Origin of the sequence: Bradyrhizobium sp. WYCCWR 12699, assembly GCF_032144035.1 — a bacterium.
GTDB lineage: Bacteria > Pseudomonadota > Alphaproteobacteria > Rhizobiales > Xanthobacteraceae > Bradyrhizobium.
Genome location: NZ_JAVTJN010000005.1, coordinates 1 through 18,392, shown reverse-complemented (window position 1 = coordinate 18,392; position 18,392 = coordinate 1). Strand labels below are relative to the sequence as shown.

Sequence of the window (18,392 nt, the reverse complement as noted above, 5' to 3'; positions counted from 1 at the left end):
ACATGAAAGTTCTGCACCTTTCTGACCTCCATCTTTCGACGAAACACCAGCACGACGAGGAAGTTGTTCTAAGGGCTGCAATAGAAACGATTGAAGCTCGCCGGGATGAGGCAGGAGCGTTCGATCTTGTAATCTTTTCGGGCGACCTCGTGAATCGCGGCGGAGATGAAAATGTCTTTCAAACGGCAAGATCGACGTTCATCAAACGGTTTTTAGACGCTGCTGGCGCTTCTGAAAGCCAGTTTGTTATATGTCCCGGCAATCACGACATCGACCGAGATGTCGTTCGGAAAGTTGGCTACATCGAAGCCGGCCTCCTCAAGACGCTTACTAATCGAAGCGAAATCAACAAGTTTATCGACGATCATTGGTCGTTCCCAATTTCGTCTGTCCCCGCTCCATTTGCACGATTGTCGGGATTTTATCGTGACGTTTGGGCTACCAATCCAGATAGCTGCATCTCAACCAATCTTTTCTTGAAAGCCTACATCATCAAACAAAGCGATGGCGACATTGGTGTCGCCTGCTTCAACACCGCATGGCGCTGCACCGGCGAGGCAGGCGACGTTGATAAGGGAAATCTGGTTCTTGGCGAGAGAGTTGTCGATCACGCAATCGAACTTTTGCGTTCCGCTCGCATAAAGATAGGCGTATTCCACCATCCCCTTCATTGGTTGAATGAATCTGACCAGGTTGCCGTCGAAGGTCGGCTCCAAGCAGCATTTGACTTACTCGCTTGCGGTCACATTCACCGTTCAGGACCCGAGCTGCGTAAAACGACGATGGGCGATGCGATACTTTCGCAGGCTGGATGCCTGTATGGAAGCCGCGAATGGTTCAACGGCTACAGTATCGTGGAGACCGATAGCAGCGATACTGCGATTGTTCGCTTGTATGAATACTCAGATCAACGTCGAAAGTTTTTGCCAGCCACCCGAATTGTGGACGAGGGCATTGTCAAATACCCCTTTTCCTCCTCCGGAGTCGCCTCTGCTTCCCACTTTGGAGGCACCTCTGCCAACACGCTTTCAACAATACTACGGAAAGCGCGCCCCAACATCCGAAGGCTAGCAAACGACCAAATCGCCCTCGCGGGCACTGGAGAACAGGCTAGAGATATCGACGAGCACTTTGTTTGCCCACCCCTCAACAAGCTCTCGCAGGCAATCCCAGCCTCGCAGGTCAACGACACTCCAGAGAATGACCGCGAAAACCTGCTAGCCATTCTAAAAGGCAAAGAGAACATCACCATCGTGGGCCGGTCGGAGCTTGGGAAAACGACCGTCGCCCACTATATCGCCGTCAAGATTTCAGAAGGATTCGGCGATCAAGCGCGTATTCCCTTGATCGGAAAGTTTGCCGAGCTTGATTCGAAGGATAGCAGTCTTTGGCGACTTCTTCGCAGCTATGCAAATGAAGTGTCAGATGGCGCCACGACCAGAGCCTTTGTTGAAGGCAATCCCGTATTCGCAATCGTTGATGACATTGACCTATTTGATGAGACTCGGGTCAAGGCTCTCGGCTTGCTGATCACAAAGCATAAGAATGTCCGGTGGTGTTTATTTGTCCGAGCGTCCGCCGGTTCAGAGTCTTTTTCGAAGGCTTCAGACAACGCTTTTCCAAACACCGAGCAGTACGTCATTGGAGAGCTGCGTCGAGGAGCGATCAGAGCACTATCTGATACCTACTTCATAAGTAAAGACGAGCAAGACCGGCGCTATCAGAGCCTGATGGAGCAGTTGCAGCGAATTGGCCTACCAAGAAGTGGGTATGTCGTTTCACTAATTCTTTGGGCGCTGAAGAATAGGTCTTAGGGCGAGCTGCTAAACGAAGCGGTCCTACTACAAAATCTGATCGATCACATACTAGGTCGCATGGACTATACGGGTGCGCTTCGTCGTGAATTTGACTTCACCATGAAGTCGCTAGTTCTTCAGCACCTAGCATTCCATTTCAAGACAACCAATGAAGTCCAATCAAAGAATGACGTAGTTGCCTTCGTAATCGACCTGCTCAAACGCAAAGGACTTAGATATGACGCAGCGGAGATTGTTCGCGCGTTCATCAAGTGCGGCGTTTTGTATGAAGTTTCTGAAACCTTATCATTCCGTTACCGACGCTTTCAGGACTTTTTCTTGGCTGGATATCTCCGAGACAATCCCGCTGACATCGAAGAAATTTGCAAAGGGGAGCGCTGGCTAGATTACACAAAGGAGCTTGATATTTACACGGCGAGATTTCGCCACGAGAAACAATTTCTCGCGTTTGGGCAGCAGATTATCGAAGGCATCGATCGTCCCGAGCCGGCTCTCTCGATTGAGCAACTCGAAGACTATCTTTCCGACGGCCAAAATCTAGACTTTACGAAGGCGCAACTCAGCAAGATGCGCAAAGAACCTATGACGTCCGAAAAAATCGACGAACTTATGGACAAGACGGATCAGCGCATAGCTGAAAAGCGCGAGAAGGAGGCGGCTGAAAAGGCCAAGACCGGGATTGATATCCGCAGCAATCGAATCATCAAATTTTCCATGGCTGTAGAAATGTACAGCGAGTTCATACGAAACCTTGAGTTTGTCGATAAGGAGGTGAAGACGGCTCACCTCGAATATTGCTTGACGTGCTGGGAAACAATCCTTCGTGGCTTTGTTTCCGGCCTCAAAGAGGCAATCGACGACCTAGTTCACGATCTACAAAATGGCGGCGAAGGCAAGGCAAAAGCCGTTGCTGCAAAAGTGAACGGTAAAGGAAGCACACTCACGCATGAAAAACTCGCCCAGCTATTCAGGTTTATCGAGGGCGCGATCAAACATGTAATGCCGACCATTGTTGCTGAGATCGCCTATCAAAACCTTGGAAGCGAAAAGCTGATTGATTTTATCGATGAGCAGATACGCAATAAGACGTCCGCAATTCGCACGTTGATTTGTTGTTTCATGTTGCTCGAGATCGACGCGTCCCTTGCCATAACCAGGATAAGTGAGTTCTACGGTTCGGAAGATACGCCAAGGTGGGTGACGGCTGTCATAAGCGAACGGCTATTCAGCTACTATCGCCAGCGCCCGCTGGCGGGAGCAACACGCACAAAGTTCGAGGATCTTGTCGTGAAGCTCGAAATGCGATTGGCCGGTGAGTCTCGTGCACGAGTTCGGGGAAATTATTTGTCCGCTTTGAAGAAGAAGGCGTTCAAAGAAACAAAATCCTGAGCTCCTATCTGACGCTTGGAGTTTTCCTTGTGAGCTCAGAAAAGTCGAGTAGCGGGACGACACGTAAGGTCCCAATGGGTGTTGTTGCCGACGTTCTCATACATCCAATCGAACTCAGCGCTTCCAGTAACTCGGTCGATCCCGCCAGAGATAGTCGGCCTCCCCTTGGCGTACTGGCTGCTGAACCCGACAAGTGTGGCGGTGATGGTCGTGATCGGTATCACGTTATCAAGGAACGAAACCGTTCTGTTGGTCGCGTTCACGATGACACCGAGATTGGTGACTGGATCGGGCTTCATCTCTGCGGCGGACGTCGCCGTATACTTGCTCGTTCCGTTGCAAGAGAGCGTGATCGTCGAATTTTGTTGCTGCGCATTTGCGGACTGCGCCAGCGCCAGGAATAGAATCGCGCATGTGAATCTCATAGGAGCCCTCTCGTCGCGACCCAAAGCGTCAACCGAGCGGCGGTTCTGTCGCGGTCGCCGCTTGCTTGAATCGTCCGCGCAGTTTGAAGGTGGCTTCAACACTCTTTATTGCGGTCCAAAATACGATTAGCGCGAGAACAATGTTTTTGCCGCCGCCTTGATAGATCTTCAGTTGAGTGCTGATGGTTGCTCCTAATGCGGTTGTCGCCGCAATAAGGAGAATAACAGCAGCGACGCGGCTTCGACCCCACCTCAGCCAAGCTGCACACACTGCATAAAGTACAACGTCAATAACTGTTTCACCGACGTCGAAGCCGACATCCGGATATTGCGTTCCCATCCATATTCCGATTGCGCCCTGCAGAATGGCAATGAAGAAGAATACGGTGGAAGAATCCTTGATGGTTTTAAGGGCCTCTTCCGGTGTCTGAATGGCATTGAACCATTTCGATTTGCTCGCGTCCGGCTCGGCGCTAGCCGGGTATGCAGCCGGATTTACGAGCGGGGAGTTGAAGACTTTTGGCGGCAGCGCCATTCGCTCTGACTGTTGCGAAGGGAGCGGAGGTGGAGCTGACCACGGTTGCAGCGGAGCAGCAGTTGGAGACGACCAAGGTTGGGGCGGAACAGGTGAAGCTGCGGCGATCTCTCGAATGCGCCTGAAAAACTTGTGATCGCGGGCTGCTAGCCACCGCCCCTCTTCGTCACTCCAGACAAGACTGTCGTAACCGACGTGCCTGGCCTGAATTAGTTCGTAGAGGTGATCGACGTCATGGACGTCTTGTTCACGTCCTTCGGCGTCGATGAACCGCAGTATCGACATGGTATGCCCCAGCCCATTCCCAGCAAAAGCGTATCTCGTCTGTGCTTGCCAACGCAACCAATAGCACACACCGATCTGGGGAGTCGCGGTTCCTGCGGTGAAACACCGTGTAGTTACGGTGGGCTGCGTGTTCCGTGCGTTGGCTTAGATTAAGCCAGTAGAGCGCGCCTTGTTCAAAACGTAAGAGACGAAGGCGGCGCAGGCTCCGAGCATGAACAGGGCGTCGGCTTCGTCGACCTTTGCAGCATCTTCGAGCAGGGCGTGCCGTATCCCGCCCTCATCATTGGTGTAGCCGTACAGAGACGAGAAGCCGCTTTTCATAGCTGTGTGGATCGAAATTTTGTGCTCTAACTTTTTCAGGGCTTTGGACAAGATGTCGGCGGAAGGATCAAGGGTCACGCAGACCGCTTCCACTGCATGAATGCTCTCTCTAACACTTGCCGGCGGTCAGGTGGGAGCTAGCGTTGCGCAGGTGTGCCCGCGCCCCATTGAACTGAGTGGATGCGAGATCGGCGAATGCCCTAACGATGGTCGCATGTTCGGTCTCTGAGCCTATGGGACAGATCACCTTCTTGTCGACCACCCGATAAGCCGCCTGACAAAGGCGCAAGGTGCCCTCCACCTCGCCAGCAAAATTTGGCGGGCACGATGGATGCTTAATTACGAACTCCAACCACCCGAAGATGGCGGTGTAATTTTGCCGCTCAAAAATGTCCCGCACCTGCGCGATTAGGTTCTTCGCAGTATCATCGAAGTCGTCCACCATGCCATGCTGGCGATCGACGTACTCGTCTTTCAGAATCGTCGACCAAGGCTTGCCGATGTAATCGTGGCTGTACTCAGCGTGCTGTCTGGCACGGATGAGATGGCCGTGAACCAGATGCCAAAGAGCGGCCCTCAGCTTCGGCGATATTTCGCGCAACTGAAGCTGGGCTGGTAACGGCTCGATACCCTCCGCCTGTTCAAATGAAAGCCGTTTTCGTTGTTCCATATCTTCCGCCACAGGCATCTCCTCAGCGCGGAGTTATCATGACTCGGACTGCCATCTCTTTTTGATCGCTATTCAAGTCGTTCTCAATCCCGCGCGGGTTGGCTATGAAACCCTGTGGATCGTAGACCAAGCAAAGCAACGCTCGACATTGCGGATGCTGGCGATATCTAGCGATGTCCACAATCAATTCCTCACCAAGCTTCCTTGCCGTAAGGCTTGGGCGGGTCATCTTCACCTCAACAACTGCTTCCGCCGCTGGCAATAAGAAATCCATTCGAGCGGCGCCACCAGCGTAGGTCGGAGTCCATTCCTCCTCCCGAACGTCATCATAATGAAGCCGGAGCAAGGCATGGAGCGCATCTTGCACGTCATACTCATCTTCGATGTTCAGAGTCGTCCGGTCATTGTGCCTTTGGCGAAGCTGACGAGCGAAGAGATGGAAACGGTCCCAGAGTTGCGCGACTGCTTCGGTATCCCGATGCCCCTCTTTAGCCGCCGCAAGTTGGACCTGCTTCAACGCGAGTGGTGTTCGCCTCACCCTCGTCAGCGCAGCGGCCACGACCCCTTTCACGCACTCGACGCCATGATACGACGGAGAACCAGTGAAGTTGGAGATGCTGTCTTGAAAATAAGAGAGCAATGGCGCGGTGTGGATCTTGGGAGAAGCAAACTCGTCATCAAACAGCGATGCGAGTTCAAGGACGATCTCGCGATAACGAGCGTCGTCCTTAGGCTGGATGGTGATGCTATCGCGCTGTCGGGTGAACCTCGACAGGATGCCTTCAAGCTCGCCCTGATACTTGTCCAAAACGACGATCGCGTCCGCAGCGTTCATTAAGTGGTCTCCAACAGCCCCGAGAGCGACTCACCTAGCCAGGCAATGTCATATCATCGTCCAATGGAGACAACGGCAGAAGGCGGCGTTCCACTACTAGAAGGCGTTGACGCCTGAAAATCCGAGAAAAATGCGAGAGGCTAGCCGGTGGTCTGGAGGCGGCTGTGTCCCCCTTGGGGGTGGCCCTGAGATCGGGGCCAAGGCGTTGTTCATGCGGACCAGTTGGGCCAGCAACCATCCTCCTCAAGCCGCCCGGTTCGATGAGCGCATGTTTGATCGAGCAGACGTTGACCCACGTCTTTCCAAACTGCATGTGGCCCGTAATATCTAACAGCATCCGCCTTCTGCATCTCGATTGTCCGGAAGCAGCGCAGGCATTCGACGCGCAGCACGTGACGCGGGATTTCAGACAGGCGGCATTGCTGGATCGGCAGCGGGGGGCGTCCAGCAGCGCGAGGATCGCGCAGCACGGCGTCCCATAGTTCATCGGGCATTGGCTCGCCGGGGCCTGCGATTGCCTCAGGTGGCTTGGGACACTGTTCGGCCGCGCGGGCTAGCTTTTCCATCTGCTTCGGGGACGGCATTCGCCAACTCGCTGGTCTCTCGCTGCTCATAATTTATGAGAACATAATAAGAACAAAGAGTCGAGCGCGACTACCTGTGAGTTGCTGTGGATCCCCTACCATCTGCCAAAATCGCCGAACCCTTGGTCTCTTTTAGGTATCCCCTAATCAGACTGCTCCGCGGGCGGTCCGATAAGTGCGATTGACAATTCAAAACGGACTGATACCAATCGGACTATTTAAATCGGACTGATGGGGTTCAGGATGTTCGTTCGGGCTTACCTTCGCGCTTCCACAGATGAGCAGGATGCCAGCCGCGCCAAGGATCAACTCAAGGCGTTTGCCGTTGAGCGCGGCCTGACGATTGCTTGCTGGTATGTCGAGAATGAAAGCGGCGCCTCCCTCTCCCGCCCGGAATTGTTCCGGCTGCTGACTGACGCCTCGCCTGGCGATGTTTTGTTGGTCGAGCAGGTTGACCGGCTGTCGCGTCTCACCGCTGCGGATTGGGAACGGCTCAAGGCCGAACTGACGGCTCGCAAGGTGCGTGTAGTGGCCTTGGACTTGCCCACTTCATGGATGATGACCACGGGCAACGGTGATGAGTTCACCGGGCGCCTGTTCGACGCAATCAACAACATGCTCCTCGACATGCTGGCCGCTGTCGCTCGCAAGGATTACGAGGATCGCCGCCGTCGTCAGGCTCAAGGACAGGCAAAGGCCAAGGCCGAAGGCAAATATAAGGGACGCCCGGAAGATACGGAACGCTATTCCCGTATTGCTCGCCTGCTCTCCGCTGGACACTCATGGAACGAAGTAATGGAGACGGTCGGATGCAGCCGCACCACCATGGCAAGGGCGGCAAAGAGGCTCGCATTTGCTGAGACCAAGGCAGAACCTGGCCAACGCTGAACGGCAGCTTGCGACTTGGGATATATGATCTCAACGGCTAGCTAGCATTAGCGATCAGAAGGGTCATCACGTGGGCAGTTGGCCGCATGATGCTGACCGTGCTTGGCATGGTAGCTGAGAAGGAGCTGGGTTCATCAAGGAACGGCAGGCAGCTGGCATCGCCAAGGCGAAGGCCAACGGTGTCTACAAGGGCAGGCCAGTCAGCCTCGATCACGACCAGATCAGGACGTTGCGCTCGCAAGGGCTCGGTGCGACCGCGATTGCGAAGCAGCTTGGGTGTTCACGGGGCGCGATCTACAAGGCGCTGAGCGTTCAGTAGCCGCCAACTCCAATGCAAAAGTCGAAGACTAGGATACGTTGAGTTCCGGTACAGGAACACCGCATTACTACGGATTTTCCAGCCGTCGCGGCGGAGTCAGGATGCTCTCGCCGGGGCTGCTATTTCATCCTGAAGACATTTTTCCGGCAGGGGTCGCGCTAATGCGACCCTTTTCTGCGATTGGAGATGATTGCGGCTCATGATTTTTGAGAGCGGGCTGCTTGATTTCCCGGACAGTGATTTCCGCCAGCGCGACCGCATCAGTAACGCCGCGCATGCTAATGTCGATCATTCGCTTGGCGATAAGGTCACAAATCGGATCGTCGCGATCCACCAAGTCGAGTTTGCGCAAGGCGTGATTGAAGGCCAGTTCAAGGACGTGTTTTTGTTCGGGAGTGAGATCAATGTTCGCCATGAGGCGTGAGATCGGCATGACCGATGCCCCCTTTTGAGCAGGCGGGAGCACAACTGGTCTCTCAGTCACCGATTGAAGCCGGAAGCCGTGCGATGATGTAGAGAATACTGTTCCTCAGCAATTTGGCAGTCAATCTATTTTTGGGCCAAATGCCAGAGGACAGCACGTCCTAGTGCGGATTGCCGCGCAGCTTCCTAATCAGTTCGCGTAGATCAGTGATCCACATAAGGGTTCGCTCAACCGCGCGGCGTTGGCTGTGGCGACGGTGTCGCGGCAGGCTGCGACGATGTAGCAGGAGGTTGCTGCTGCGGAGCGACCGGCTGTTGATCGCCGCCGCCATGCGGGACGCACGTCCCCACGTTGCTCAACAGCCGCTTGGCCTGTAAGTCACGGGCCTTTCGGTAGTCCCTTCGGCCCTCGATCCGCGCCGCAGCCATCCGGTCCCACGCCTCGAAGGCGTCAGCATAGTGTTGCCGCATCTGCTCCTCAGCGGCGAGGCAATCACTGAACTTGTCGAAGACCAGATCGGTATTGACGGGCGAGACGCCGCCTACCAAGACAACCAACATCCATTTCATTGTCTATCGCTTTCGCTCAACATCGATGTCTCGCCGTTCTTGTCCCGAACCGTTACGTAACGAGACGGCCTTGCATGTCACCCGATTGCAGACTGCCAATTTGAGGTGACGAGTACGAATGAGCCTGCGTTGAAATGTAAGTGGCATTCCGTCGGGATGCAGGCTATTCGGGTGGCCGCAGACCGGGAGAGCGCAACCAATTGCTCATATGTGAGCCGGTCTCAGCCTGCCGAGCTTTGCGCAACAGCTCCTCCCTAGCAGCGCCTGGCGGGGTCTTTCTGGCTTGCTCACGCAAACGGGTTGCCTCTGCGGCAAGATGTTGTTCCAGAGATTGGGGTTGATCAACACGACCTGACACTGGCGCACCTTTATTGTTATTGTCGTAAATAATGCGACCGGGCCGGGAAAAACTAGCAATTTATTTTTGCAACTATTTTGGAACTTTGATCTACAGGCTGTCTCGGTTCGTTATCAGAGTCAGGCGTTCGTAGTGGATGCGTTCCCATGCGGGATTATGTTTACATTGCGGGTACGTGGGAGAGTAGTAGCGGTGGAACTTCCAGCCATTCTGTTGGTCGAAGACGATGATGCGATCCAAGCTATCGTCGAGGATGCCCTCGTCGAGGGCGGCTTTCACTGCGCGGCTGTGAAGACAGGCGAGGAAGCGGTCACGCTTTTGAAGGGTGGCCTCACAACCTACAAAGCTATCCTCACTGACGTAAATCTTCTTGGACGGCTCGACGGATGGGAGGTCGCGAGGGTGGCCCGCGAGATCGACCCGCATTTTCCCGTGGTTTACATGAGTGGTGCCTCCGCTGATAAGTGGCCTGTACATGGTGTGCCCAACAGCATCCTGCTTCAAAAACCATTTGCGCCAGCGCAAGTCGTTTCGGCTGTTTCCCAACTCCTGAACGGAGGCTCGCAGCAGACGGGTCCCGCGTGAGGAACCCCGACCGTGCCTGCTTCCGTGCTCCTCATAGAAGATGAGGCCCTCATCCGTATGATGTTGGTTGAGATGATCGAAGAAGTCGGTCATTCGGTCGTTGCGGAGGCGGGAGATGTCGGGAACGGGGCGGTTCTTGCGACCAACGCTGACTTCGATCTTGCGATCCTGGACATCAATCTCGGTGGCGACACCATCGAGCCAATCGCCTCAGTAATTGCTGATCGCGGCTTTCTTCGTCAGCGGGTATGGATCGTCGGGAGTGCCGAAGGCGATCAGGGGTATTCCGGTGGTCAGGAAGCCTTGCTTGCTCGCCGAGTTGCAATCCGCCATTGATGCAGCATTGCCTCAATTACCCCGGAACAGGCTGGGGCCAATCTAGCGGGTAGATTGGTGAGCACCGGGAGACCTCGAAGGGAAGTCATCCCGTGGTTCCACGTAAGTAGTGATCCTGAGGCGCTCGCTCTCCACGTCAGTGCTACTGGGCGCTGATGGACAAGAAACCCCAACCGTCAGAAGCGAACTGTCTCAAGTGCGGACTGCCACTTCGGATCGTTCAAACGCTCCTCGATCCAGTCTCAGGCCAAAAGCATCGGCTCTATCGCTGCACATGTGGCTACCAAGCGTGGGAACGCGGCACCTGAAATACTGAAATGAAACGTCGGTGCCATCGCAGAAGAAAATCGATACCATCCTCACCTGCCTGCCAGCCGAGCCTGATATCCTGCACTAGCGAACCCCTGTATTGACGTCGGTTATTTCAAAGGCTTAGCCATAACTTGGAAGAAGCGGCCCCACTTTCCAGCCTTCTGTCTGTTCGTGCGCGACCGTCAGATGCTTTTCGGCCGACGCCCTGGTGTCAAAATTTGGTTCAGCAGAAGAGTCAATGACTTACATCGAAAACCAAGGGTAGTCTCTAACGCCGATCTGCGGTTCCACTATGACCCCTCCCATACCGCGAAACAGAACGCGGCCTGATCGTGACCCCCACCATACAGCGTAAAAAGCGTGCTTACCGTCTAGGAGGCAGCATGCTGCTAAGGGCGATCCCCTGCGCACAGCTTAGACAAGTTCCAATGAACACGGGGTGCTGAGAGGGCAATTCGTTCCACTCTGCGAAATAACGCTTAGCCGGGCGGTGTGTGGACCAGCATGCCCGAAGGGCAATCCCCCGGATACAATGTAGCAGAACGAGGGTTTCTTCGAAGACCTGCTGCCCGAGGGGCAACCACGTGCATTCAGCATAATGAAACGCTCGAAGGCGCTGCCCCACGTGGCTCCGGGTCTAGCGCACGTAAGTCTGTTTGGGCCGGTATTCCTTACGTCTACCAAGACCACAGGCTGTCTACCTCGCTCGCTCCGGCGATCCTGGCGAGACGCATCACCATCATCACCATCAATCAAGGAGAACACTGCGTGAATGACGCAAGCCCGGCTCACCGGGTCCACTACCGTGAGCGATCCACCAACCGCACCTTCAAGAAGGGACACGTCCTTTCCTTGAGAGTCGATGACGACATGCTTCAAAAGCTGAAGCACCTAAGGAAGGCCTTAGCGGCTCGGATCGGGGTCCGAGAGACCACGATGTCAACTGCTCTAGCCTACTGCATCACCACCGCCAGCGCGGACTAGCGTCGTCCCGACCTTCGTTCAACGCGTATGGCCCGGAAAAAGCCCCTCAACATGCTGATCCCTTACAGTGCCTTGAGGGGGTTTCTCCGTTTCATCAACTCAACCGGGGCCAGACAGGTCTGAACCTGCAGCCCTCTCACATCAGTTGAAATCAAACATGATAAACGTAAAACTCCGCGAAAGCGTTCGGCTCGACCTAGAGCCAGCGGCTTACTCCCGCCTTCTGCAACTGCGGGAAGAATGCAAGAAGAGGCTGTCCAGAGACCTGACCACGGACGACGTCGTCAGAGGCATTGTGAACCATCACCTGAGGCGGGGCGCCGATGCCATGCTCACATTGAGACATACTTCTGAAGCGATCTAAGTGGATCGAATTGGGCCTGAGAGACCGCAATGTCGGGCTAAGCTACTGTGTCGCGATGGACAGCACCTACTGGCGTCGTTTGCAACAACGAAAAGCCCCTCAAGATGCTGATGACTTATAGCGCATCGTGGGGCTTCCCCTTCCCAACATTCAAATCGCTTCACCTTTCTCGCCGCGAAGAAAGCGAGAGCCCTTCGGCTAGTTGTCGATGGCATCTTGGTCAGATGCCGTTGAGCCCACCCCACTCTAAACTTCCACTAAGTCAAAGAAAGACAACTTCATGAACTCAGAAATCTGCACTGCCGCCACAGATCCCGTCTCGCCAATGAAGGAATACCTTCAAGCCGCAATCGCGCAAGGCTTCTTTAGCGAGCCTTTAGACCTTCTGCCCGGAAACCTTGTGGTGGGCTCCCTCGACGAATCAGTCGGATGTGAAGTCCTGCTGCGTGCTGCAAAGAAGGCGTTACGGTCCCTCGCCGAAGATGGGCACATCATCGACACCGGACGGCGCGTGAAGTGCGAAATCACGTGCGAAGAAGCGTCGTTTGGGCCAAGGCGAGCTGAACAGCGGCCATACATGAACTGGAACTAGACAGACGCGATACCCTGCAAAAGAGATACCGCGTACCGCGGTTCTCGCTCCCGAATACCCCTCAAGGCGCCAGCGTCTTATAGTGCATTGAGGGGCATTTCTTTCCCCGAACTCACTAATCCGCAACTCCGGCCCACCTTGCTTGTCCTTGCGAGCGAGGCCGAATGCCTATGTCCCCACAAAGCATCATCATGAACATCGAACTCACAAACGCCTACGAATCTGCACTTCAGGAGCAAGCTCGCCAACGCAATCAGATTATTACCCCCTTCGCTAGAAGGGTCTCACAATCCATCTTCTCGGCTGGTCTTTTGGCGATGACGGACAGTTCTCACAATGTCGCTCAATACCGGGTAGTCTCGGCTCCAACGGGCAGCGGGAAGAGCAGCTACGCTCTAGCCTTCATCAAAGCCTACGTTGAGACCGTACCGGACGCGACTGCTCTTTACCTCGTCGAGACCATCCGGCAAGCAGAGGACATCTACCGTGACATGTCCCGGCTCATCGGTCTAGATAAGGTGGCGATCTGGACCGCAGCCCATGACGAGCAAACCTACCCAGAAGAGGCGATGAAAGAACATGGGTTTATCCCTGCACAACACTTTTCCGTGGATGCGCTTGGCTCCTATCCCGTCGTAATCGCCACCCATAAGTTCTATACTGGGCCACGTTCGGCAAAGGCGACCCTGTATCGGGGCGAGCCACGCAAACTCACTTTCATCGATGAGCGGCCTGAGGGTGTGAGCACCTTTGATACCGACACCGGCGCCATCAAGACGGTTCGAGACAAGCTGGCACAAGCACACAGCTCGGATTTCGAGCCTGTGGTTCGCCTGACCGAACTGCACGACCACCTCGAATCAATTTGGCGATCTGCATCAAGCAAATCCGTCTTTGATGTTCTGCCCCACACTGAGGCTACGGACTTGGCTTGGTTCGCATCCGCGAGAGCCGATGAGTATGTCAAATCGCGTGATGAGCAGATCAAGCAAGTTTTCGGGTTCGCTAGGTCGTTGGCTAGCGGCTTTGCCTTCCTTGCCCGCTACGATGCTTATGGCAATGGCGCACGGTTTGTCGGCTATGACATGAACCTGCCGCTCTCTCCCGGAACAATCATCCTTGATGCCACGGCTGACATCGACGGCCTTTCGCTGATTGCGAAGCACCGCAATACGGTCGTCGTCCCTCAAGTCGATTTTCGCAACCTCAGCATTACACACATCGACCCAGAACCATTGAACGTCTCTGGTAAGCGTAAGAAGCTGAAGATTAGCGATGTCGCTAAGCGGGCTGATTTAGCAAAACCATATGCGGAATGGATATTGGCCACAATAAAGCAGCATACCCGATGTGGAGAGAAGGTGCTTGTCATTACCCATAAGGCTCTCCTCGATCACGATTACCTACCCGCCCGACGTGACTTCGCAGAGCCTTATGATCTTGAAGGCAGGCAAGTCTGCTTCATCCATTGGGGCATCGGCATCGGGTCAAACCGCTGGAAGGACGCAACTGCCGTGTTCCTGTTTGGGGAGTTTCATAAACCAAGACGAACGATGGTGGCCACTGGTCTAGGTTGGCGAGAACAGCAGGCGACCGACAACACGCTTGCGCCCTATCAAAGCTGGAATCGCAAAGATGGACCGCTGTTCACATTGCAAGAGGGTGACCTTTGTCGATGGCTGAAGCAGATGGCAATGAGAGGCAACGCTCGGAACATTGATGCACACGGTGTTTGCGGTGTGCAGCGCCTCTACGTGACAGGTGAGTTCGATCGACTCATTCGTCATAAGGACCGGATGTTTCCAGGGGCAACGGTGGTTCTGGATAGTCCGCATCTGAGATTTCAGCGCGGGGGCGCCGAAGCGCTCATCGCTCTACTTTACCAGTCCCAGGAGGAGACCATCTCTGTATCAGAGGTAAAGGAAGCAACCGGTGTTGATCTACGAAGAAATCGCAACCGCTATTTCTCGGTCCCGGAAATCAAGGAAGCGATGAACCAGAAACATTGGGACTTCCTTCCAGGAGCGGGCCGGGGGCGGATGGGTCATTTCATCCGCTGTAGCGTATGATGCTGTAGCCTAGTGATGGCCGGAGAAGACCTCACCAAGAGGCCCCGGCCGACGCTGCGGTCACAAGGTCTGCTGGTGGGGGTAAATCGGACATCGGCAACCGGAGCCACGAATGGTCGCATTTGACCCGAGGCAGACAGCAGGGCCTCCAAGGCTTGAGACGATCGATCATGCAGCTGCTGCGGCTGCAATCTCCGAAGATACGTGGCCGCGCCCGCTACGCTTAACGTCGTAGAGGCGCTCGTCCGCCCGTCGCTTGAGTGATCGTACGTTGTCTCCGTCAACTGCTGTTGCCAACCCGACGCTCGCACCTACCGTGATGCTATTGGCAGCGATCGGGAACGGTCGTTCGAGCGCTTGCACGAATCGTTCCGCCGCGCGGGTTGCGTTGGCTACGTCGAGCACCTCGTCGAACAATATGGCGAATTCGTCTCCGCCCAATCGAGCGACAAGATGGCGATGGTCAAGCTCAGCAACAATGCGTGAGGCTACGGCCCTCAGCAGTTCGTCACCGGCATCGTGCCCGTACGTGTCGTTGACCGGCTTAAATCGGTCGAGGTCGATCATGGCGACGATGGCAGCAGCGCCGGTCCCCAATCGCTGCGTGAGTGCGCCGTCAAACGCCGCGCGGTTTGCAAGGCCCGTTAGCGGATCGGTGGATGCTGCGCGTGCCATTTCCTCTTCCGCCAGCAGCTGAGAGCGAATGCGATCATGCATGGTACGTATCAGCTGAACCGTTCCGATCCAATAAAATGTCAAGAGAATGGCAGCCGCCCAATAGTCGGAACCACGAGTTACTGCGGCCGTCACGATGAGCGGTCCGAACAACGAGGAGGCGTGCGGAATAGCGAGCGCCGGTACAGCTGCGGCTCTGATGGTCACGCCTGACAGATATCCGGCAGCGGCGGTAACGGCTAGAGCGATGGCAACGGGATCACCTACCGAGAATGCTCGTGCGACTAGAGCGGCGAGCAGGGCTGAGTAGACGATGCCAAAGGCCAGCAAAGTCGCGAGATAGACCGATGTCGCCCTATATAACTTAACCAATGCGACCCGCAGTGCACACAACGAGACTGCGGCTACTGCGCACGAAGTCATCGCGATATCGCCTGTCCGTAGCCACATTGCGATCGACATCACAACGAGACCGAGTGCGTATGCGACCGTAGAGAGCGGCGCAGCGTAGAGCATTGACTCGAGACGGAGAGCAACACTATTCGGCAGAGTTGGATCAATGAATTTAATCCGCGGCAACATTTTATTCCCCGTCGCAATAGGTCCACTATTGCAGATAACCATTGCCGCCAAGTTCACGATGGCGGTTAGCGTGCCGTGATCTCAAAAAATAAACTTTTACCGATTCGAGGCTTCTCAAAACTGCAATTTGAGCGCGACGTGCTGTTACGGACGTCCGAGCTATCGAGGTCTTCTGACGTTGGATGGTCTGCTCATGGCCCTTTGCCGACTAGTAAGGCTTGAGCCGGACACGTCTGCTTGTAAGGGAGAAGCGCTCGGCCTTAGCTTGTCACGACTATGCACACGTCGGTAGAATGGCCTGTTGCAAACTGCCACATCAATGGCAATCGCTCGACGCGTGAATATAACGATCACATGCTCGGATGAGGCGCTGCCCTTGTGCACCTTTAATCGGCAAGACGAATATTTCGGGTCTGGCCGCCATCTATTCCAACCCAAATGGATTGTAGATCGCGGCTGTAGCGATGCACACCGGGCTAGATCCGCCGTCGAACTCGGTAAGGACATCCTCAGTGGTGAGCTTGCGGTGGATGACCCGATCTGGACCGGCTTGCAGCAGCGGGGCATCAGCAAGGATGCCGCTGTCGGGTCGGTGCAGCAGGTTGTCTCTGTCGGACAGGCAGCGGCTATGCATGAGCTTGGACAGGTCGAGTACGACGAACTAAACCGACTGGCGGGCACCAGCGCTGCCATCAAGAATCTCGTCATTGATCACGGCATCAGGCGCATGACCGGCAAGGGCAAGGGCGTGACGTGGAAGCAAGTGCTGACCTTGGCCCGCCAGTTCGCGAGGGGCTGAACCATAGCCGCGAGGGTCCGCGTTCAAACAGAGCCGGGGGTGCAGCTTGCACCCCCACGGTCCTTAAACGTTGGAGGGCAGCGTGGGACCGAAATCAATGTATTCAGCAAAAATAGGAATAAGGGCGTCGGACGTCTCGGGCGTATAGCCGGGCGACTGGCACAAAACTGCGGCTTTGAAGCGCTCGGAAGAATGGAAATTGTCAGTCGAAACCTTCGTAAAAGGAACAGGAGGCTCTATCGCAGTTGCCTCGTTGGGGTCGGGACTGTCCATACGATCAAGCGCCCGATTGACTACAGAAAGAGGGTACAGTCTCATTTCCACAAAGCCGGAATCCGGATCGTTGTCACGAAAATATTGTGCAATACAGTCGGTGCCCCCTTCCGGATGGTGAACGTAGGTTAATCGCGCCAACATTCTGTTGGCGAGTGCATACGCTAGATAGTTGCCCTGATGCAGTCTATTCGTCCCGCTGCTAGGAGCAACTCGGTTACGGACCGGCTGCCTCAAGTATTCAGTGATGATGTATTTCCAAGCGGGACCACCAAATCCCAAGTCAGCATGGGCATCAACATGCGTGACACTTATTGGGCCGTGCTGCTGAAACAGTCTCTCAAAATAGCCCAATGCCTGATGATGTTCCTCGATGAACTCACCAGGGATTAGGCAATCGCGGCTCAGCCCGCACTGCACTTCCAAGAAATTCCGGAGTTTCGTCTCCGACCAAGGAAAATATGCACTAGCGTCGAGCCGGGAGCTGCCTGTCTTGCTATGTGCGATCCCATCCAAAAATGCATCGAGATCAACGTCGAGGACGCCGATAGGCTCAGCTGGAACGTCCGACACCAGTCACCTGCTTCAATTCTGGCACCAGCCATCGAGGATTACCCCCAAGGCTTGTCAAACACACTGTACCTCTGATGCCATGAGTGATACATAGCGAGGAGAAGCGACGCGAAATAGCCGAGGTTTTTCAGTGACCTGAGCGGTTCTCTGGACAGTTCAATCCTGTCTGGCAGCACCATTCTCTTCCCCGATTGACGCGAGCCGTCTTCGCCTGACCAGCGAGCCGCCAACTTTCCACGGATGCCATCGTGATCAAACGTTCCCTGCCCTATGAAGGACTGCTCCACGAGATCGTCGAGCATAACGGCGTGCTCTATCTCGGCGGCATCGTCCCTGAGGATGCTGGGCTCGACATGGCCGGCCAGGCCGATGATGTGCTCCGACAACTGAAGACATTGCTAGAGGGGGCCGGCTCCGATCTCTCCTGCGTTCTGCAGGTGACCATCTTCATGGCCGATCTCTCCGACAAGGCGGCGTTCAACGAGGTGTGGAAGCGCTATTTCACTGCGGACCAGCTGCCGGCGCGCGCCGCCATTGGCGTTGCGGATCTCGGCAAGGGCGTCAGGCTGGAGCTGACGGCGACCGCCGCCCGTCGCTGACCGGCGAGGCGCGATCGTCGGTCATTGTGATGTCCACACATGAAGCAGCATTCTCGCGGCTTGAAGCGCCCGAGTTTTGCTCGTTTCCTTGACCCTCTTCCTCGAAGAGGGTGCAGGGAAGGCCGGGTGCCGACAGACACCCGCGGTCCGCTGCGCGAAATGCACACGCAGGAAGAACCGCACAGCAGCATACAGGTGACGCCGATCACTCGGCCTTCCCTGCGCGATGG

General features: G+C 55.2%; 20 protein-coding genes. 10 read left to right on the top strand and 10 right to left on the bottom strand.

Annotation, left to right across the window (positions count from 1 at the left end):
• Positions 1–2: 2 nt before the first annotated feature.
• Both RPS27_RS04805 and RPS27_RS04800 read left to right on the top strand, forming a co-directional pair.
• Positions 3–1,814: a metallophosphoesterase gene (locus RPS27_RS04805; protein ID WP_313753880.1), complete on the top strand. Its 1,812-nt coding sequence runs from the start codon at positions 3–5 to the stop codon at positions 1,812–1,814.
• A 60-nt stretch (positions 1,815–1,874) separates the two neighbouring features.
• A complete protein-coding gene (locus RPS27_RS04800; RefSeq protein WP_313753879.1) occupies positions 1,875–3,206 on the top strand; it encodes a hypothetical protein in 1,332 nt (443 codons plus the stop codon).
• 35 nt (positions 3,207–3,241) lie between these two features.
• Here the strand turns inward: RPS27_RS04800 and RPS27_RS04795 are convergent, their stop codons facing one another.
• The 6 genes from RPS27_RS04795 to RPS27_RS04770 form a co-directional block, all read right to left on the bottom strand.
• Positions 3,242–3,631: a hypothetical protein gene (locus RPS27_RS04795; protein WP_313753878.1), complete on the bottom strand. Its 390-nt coding sequence runs from the start codon at positions 3,629–3,631 to the stop codon at positions 3,242–3,244.
• Between the two features lie 28 nt (positions 3,632–3,659).
• Complete coding sequence (locus RPS27_RS04790) at positions 3,660–4,451, bottom strand: hypothetical protein (RefSeq protein ID WP_313753877.1); 792 nt, start codon at positions 4,449–4,451, stop codon at positions 3,660–3,662.
• A gap of 144 nt (positions 4,452–4,595) precedes the next feature.
• Positions 4,596–4,850 (bottom strand): hypothetical protein, encoded by a 255-nt coding sequence (locus RPS27_RS04785; protein WP_313753876.1) that lies wholly within the window; start codon positions 4,848–4,850, stop codon positions 4,596–4,598.
• A gap of 31 nt (positions 4,851–4,881) precedes the next feature.
• Positions 4,882–5,454, bottom strand: a complete 573-nt coding sequence (locus tag RPS27_RS04780) for an AbiJ-NTD4 domain-containing protein (RefSeq protein WP_313753875.1) — start codon at positions 5,452–5,454, stop codon at positions 4,882–4,884.
• Positions 5,455–5,464: 10 nt separating this feature from the next.
• The gene (locus tag RPS27_RS04775; protein WP_313753874.1) at positions 5,465–6,277 is read right to left on the bottom strand and encodes a hypothetical protein; all 813 of its coding nucleotides are present in this window, start codon (positions 6,275–6,277) and stop codon (positions 5,465–5,467) included.
• Between the two features lie 209 nt (positions 6,278–6,486).
• Complete coding sequence (locus RPS27_RS04770; protein WP_313753873.1) at positions 6,487–6,861, bottom strand: hypothetical protein; 375 nt, start codon at positions 6,859–6,861, stop codon at positions 6,487–6,489.
• A 243-nt stretch (positions 6,862–7,104) separates the two neighbouring features.
• Between RPS27_RS04770 and RPS27_RS04765 the strand changes: the two genes are divergently transcribed.
• Positions 7,105–7,749, top strand: coding sequence for a recombinase family protein (locus RPS27_RS04765; protein WP_313753872.1), 645 nt, complete (start codon positions 7,105–7,107; stop codon positions 7,747–7,749).
• Between the two features lie 229 nt (positions 7,750–7,978).
• Positions 7,979–8,068, top strand: a complete 90-nt coding sequence (locus tag RPS27_RS04760; protein ID WP_313753871.1) for a helix-turn-helix domain-containing protein — start codon at positions 7,979–7,981, stop codon at positions 8,066–8,068.
• A gap of 124 nt (positions 8,069–8,192) precedes the next feature.
• Here RPS27_RS04760 and RPS27_RS04755 read toward each other — a convergent pair whose 3' ends face one another.
• The gene (locus RPS27_RS04755; RefSeq protein WP_313753870.1) at positions 8,193–8,501 is read right to left on the bottom strand and encodes a hypothetical protein; all 309 of its coding nucleotides are present in this window, start codon (positions 8,499–8,501) and stop codon (positions 8,193–8,195) included.
• Between the two features lie 218 nt (positions 8,502–8,719).
• Positions 8,720–9,061, bottom strand: a complete 342-nt coding sequence (locus RPS27_RS04750; RefSeq protein ID WP_313753869.1) for a hypothetical protein — start codon at positions 9,059–9,061, stop codon at positions 8,720–8,722.
• Between the two features lie 550 nt (positions 9,062–9,611).
• Here RPS27_RS04750 and RPS27_RS04740 point away from each other — a divergent pair.
• The 4 genes from RPS27_RS04740 to RPS27_RS04725 all read left to right on the top strand — a co-directional run bounded on the left by RPS27_RS04740 (position 9,612) and on the right by RPS27_RS04725 (position 14,661).
• Positions 9,612–10,004 (top strand): response regulator, encoded by a 393-nt coding sequence (locus tag RPS27_RS04740; RefSeq protein ID WP_409517540.1) that lies wholly within the window; start codon positions 9,612–9,614, stop codon positions 10,002–10,004.
• 12 nt (positions 10,005–10,016) lie between these two features.
• Complete coding sequence (locus RPS27_RS04735; RefSeq protein ID WP_313753867.1) at positions 10,017–10,340, top strand: response regulator; 324 nt, start codon at positions 10,017–10,019, stop codon at positions 10,338–10,340.
• A gap of 1,940 nt (positions 10,341–12,280) precedes the next feature.
• Positions 12,281–12,592 carry a hypothetical protein gene (locus RPS27_RS04730; RefSeq protein WP_313753866.1) on the top strand — a complete coding sequence of 104 codons (312 nt, stop codon included), beginning with the start codon at positions 12,281–12,283 and terminating at the stop codon, positions 12,590–12,592.
• A gap of 191 nt (positions 12,593–12,783) precedes the next feature.
• The gene (locus tag RPS27_RS04725; protein WP_313753865.1) at positions 12,784–14,661 is read left to right on the top strand and encodes a hypothetical protein; all 1,878 of its coding nucleotides are present in this window, start codon (positions 12,784–12,786) and stop codon (positions 14,659–14,661) included.
• A 168-nt stretch (positions 14,662–14,829) separates the two neighbouring features.
• On the opposite strand, the gene RPS27_RS04720 is transcribed toward RPS27_RS04725, so the two are convergent.
• Entirely contained in the window at positions 14,830–15,918 is a 1,089-nt protein-coding gene (locus RPS27_RS04720; RefSeq protein ID WP_313753864.1) for a GGDEF domain-containing protein, read from the bottom strand.
• Positions 15,919–16,444: 526 nt separating this feature from the next.
• On the opposite strand from RPS27_RS04720, the gene RPS27_RS04715 reads away from it, so the two are divergent.
• Positions 16,445–16,717, top strand: a complete 273-nt coding sequence (locus RPS27_RS04715; RefSeq protein ID WP_313753863.1) for a hypothetical protein — start codon at positions 16,445–16,447, stop codon at positions 16,715–16,717.
• A gap of 63 nt (positions 16,718–16,780) precedes the next feature.
• On the opposite strand, the gene RPS27_RS04710 is transcribed toward RPS27_RS04715, so the two are convergent.
• Positions 16,781–17,563: a UPF0489 family protein gene (locus RPS27_RS04710; RefSeq protein ID WP_313753862.1), complete on the bottom strand. Its 783-nt coding sequence runs from the start codon at positions 17,561–17,563 to the stop codon at positions 16,781–16,783.
• Positions 17,564–17,811: 248 nt separating this feature from the next.
• Between RPS27_RS04710 and RPS27_RS04705 the strand changes: the two genes are divergently transcribed.
• Entirely contained in the window at positions 17,812–18,162 is a 351-nt protein-coding gene (locus tag RPS27_RS04705; protein ID WP_194404680.1) for a RidA family protein, read from the top strand.
• Positions 18,163–18,392 lie beyond the last annotated feature (230 nt).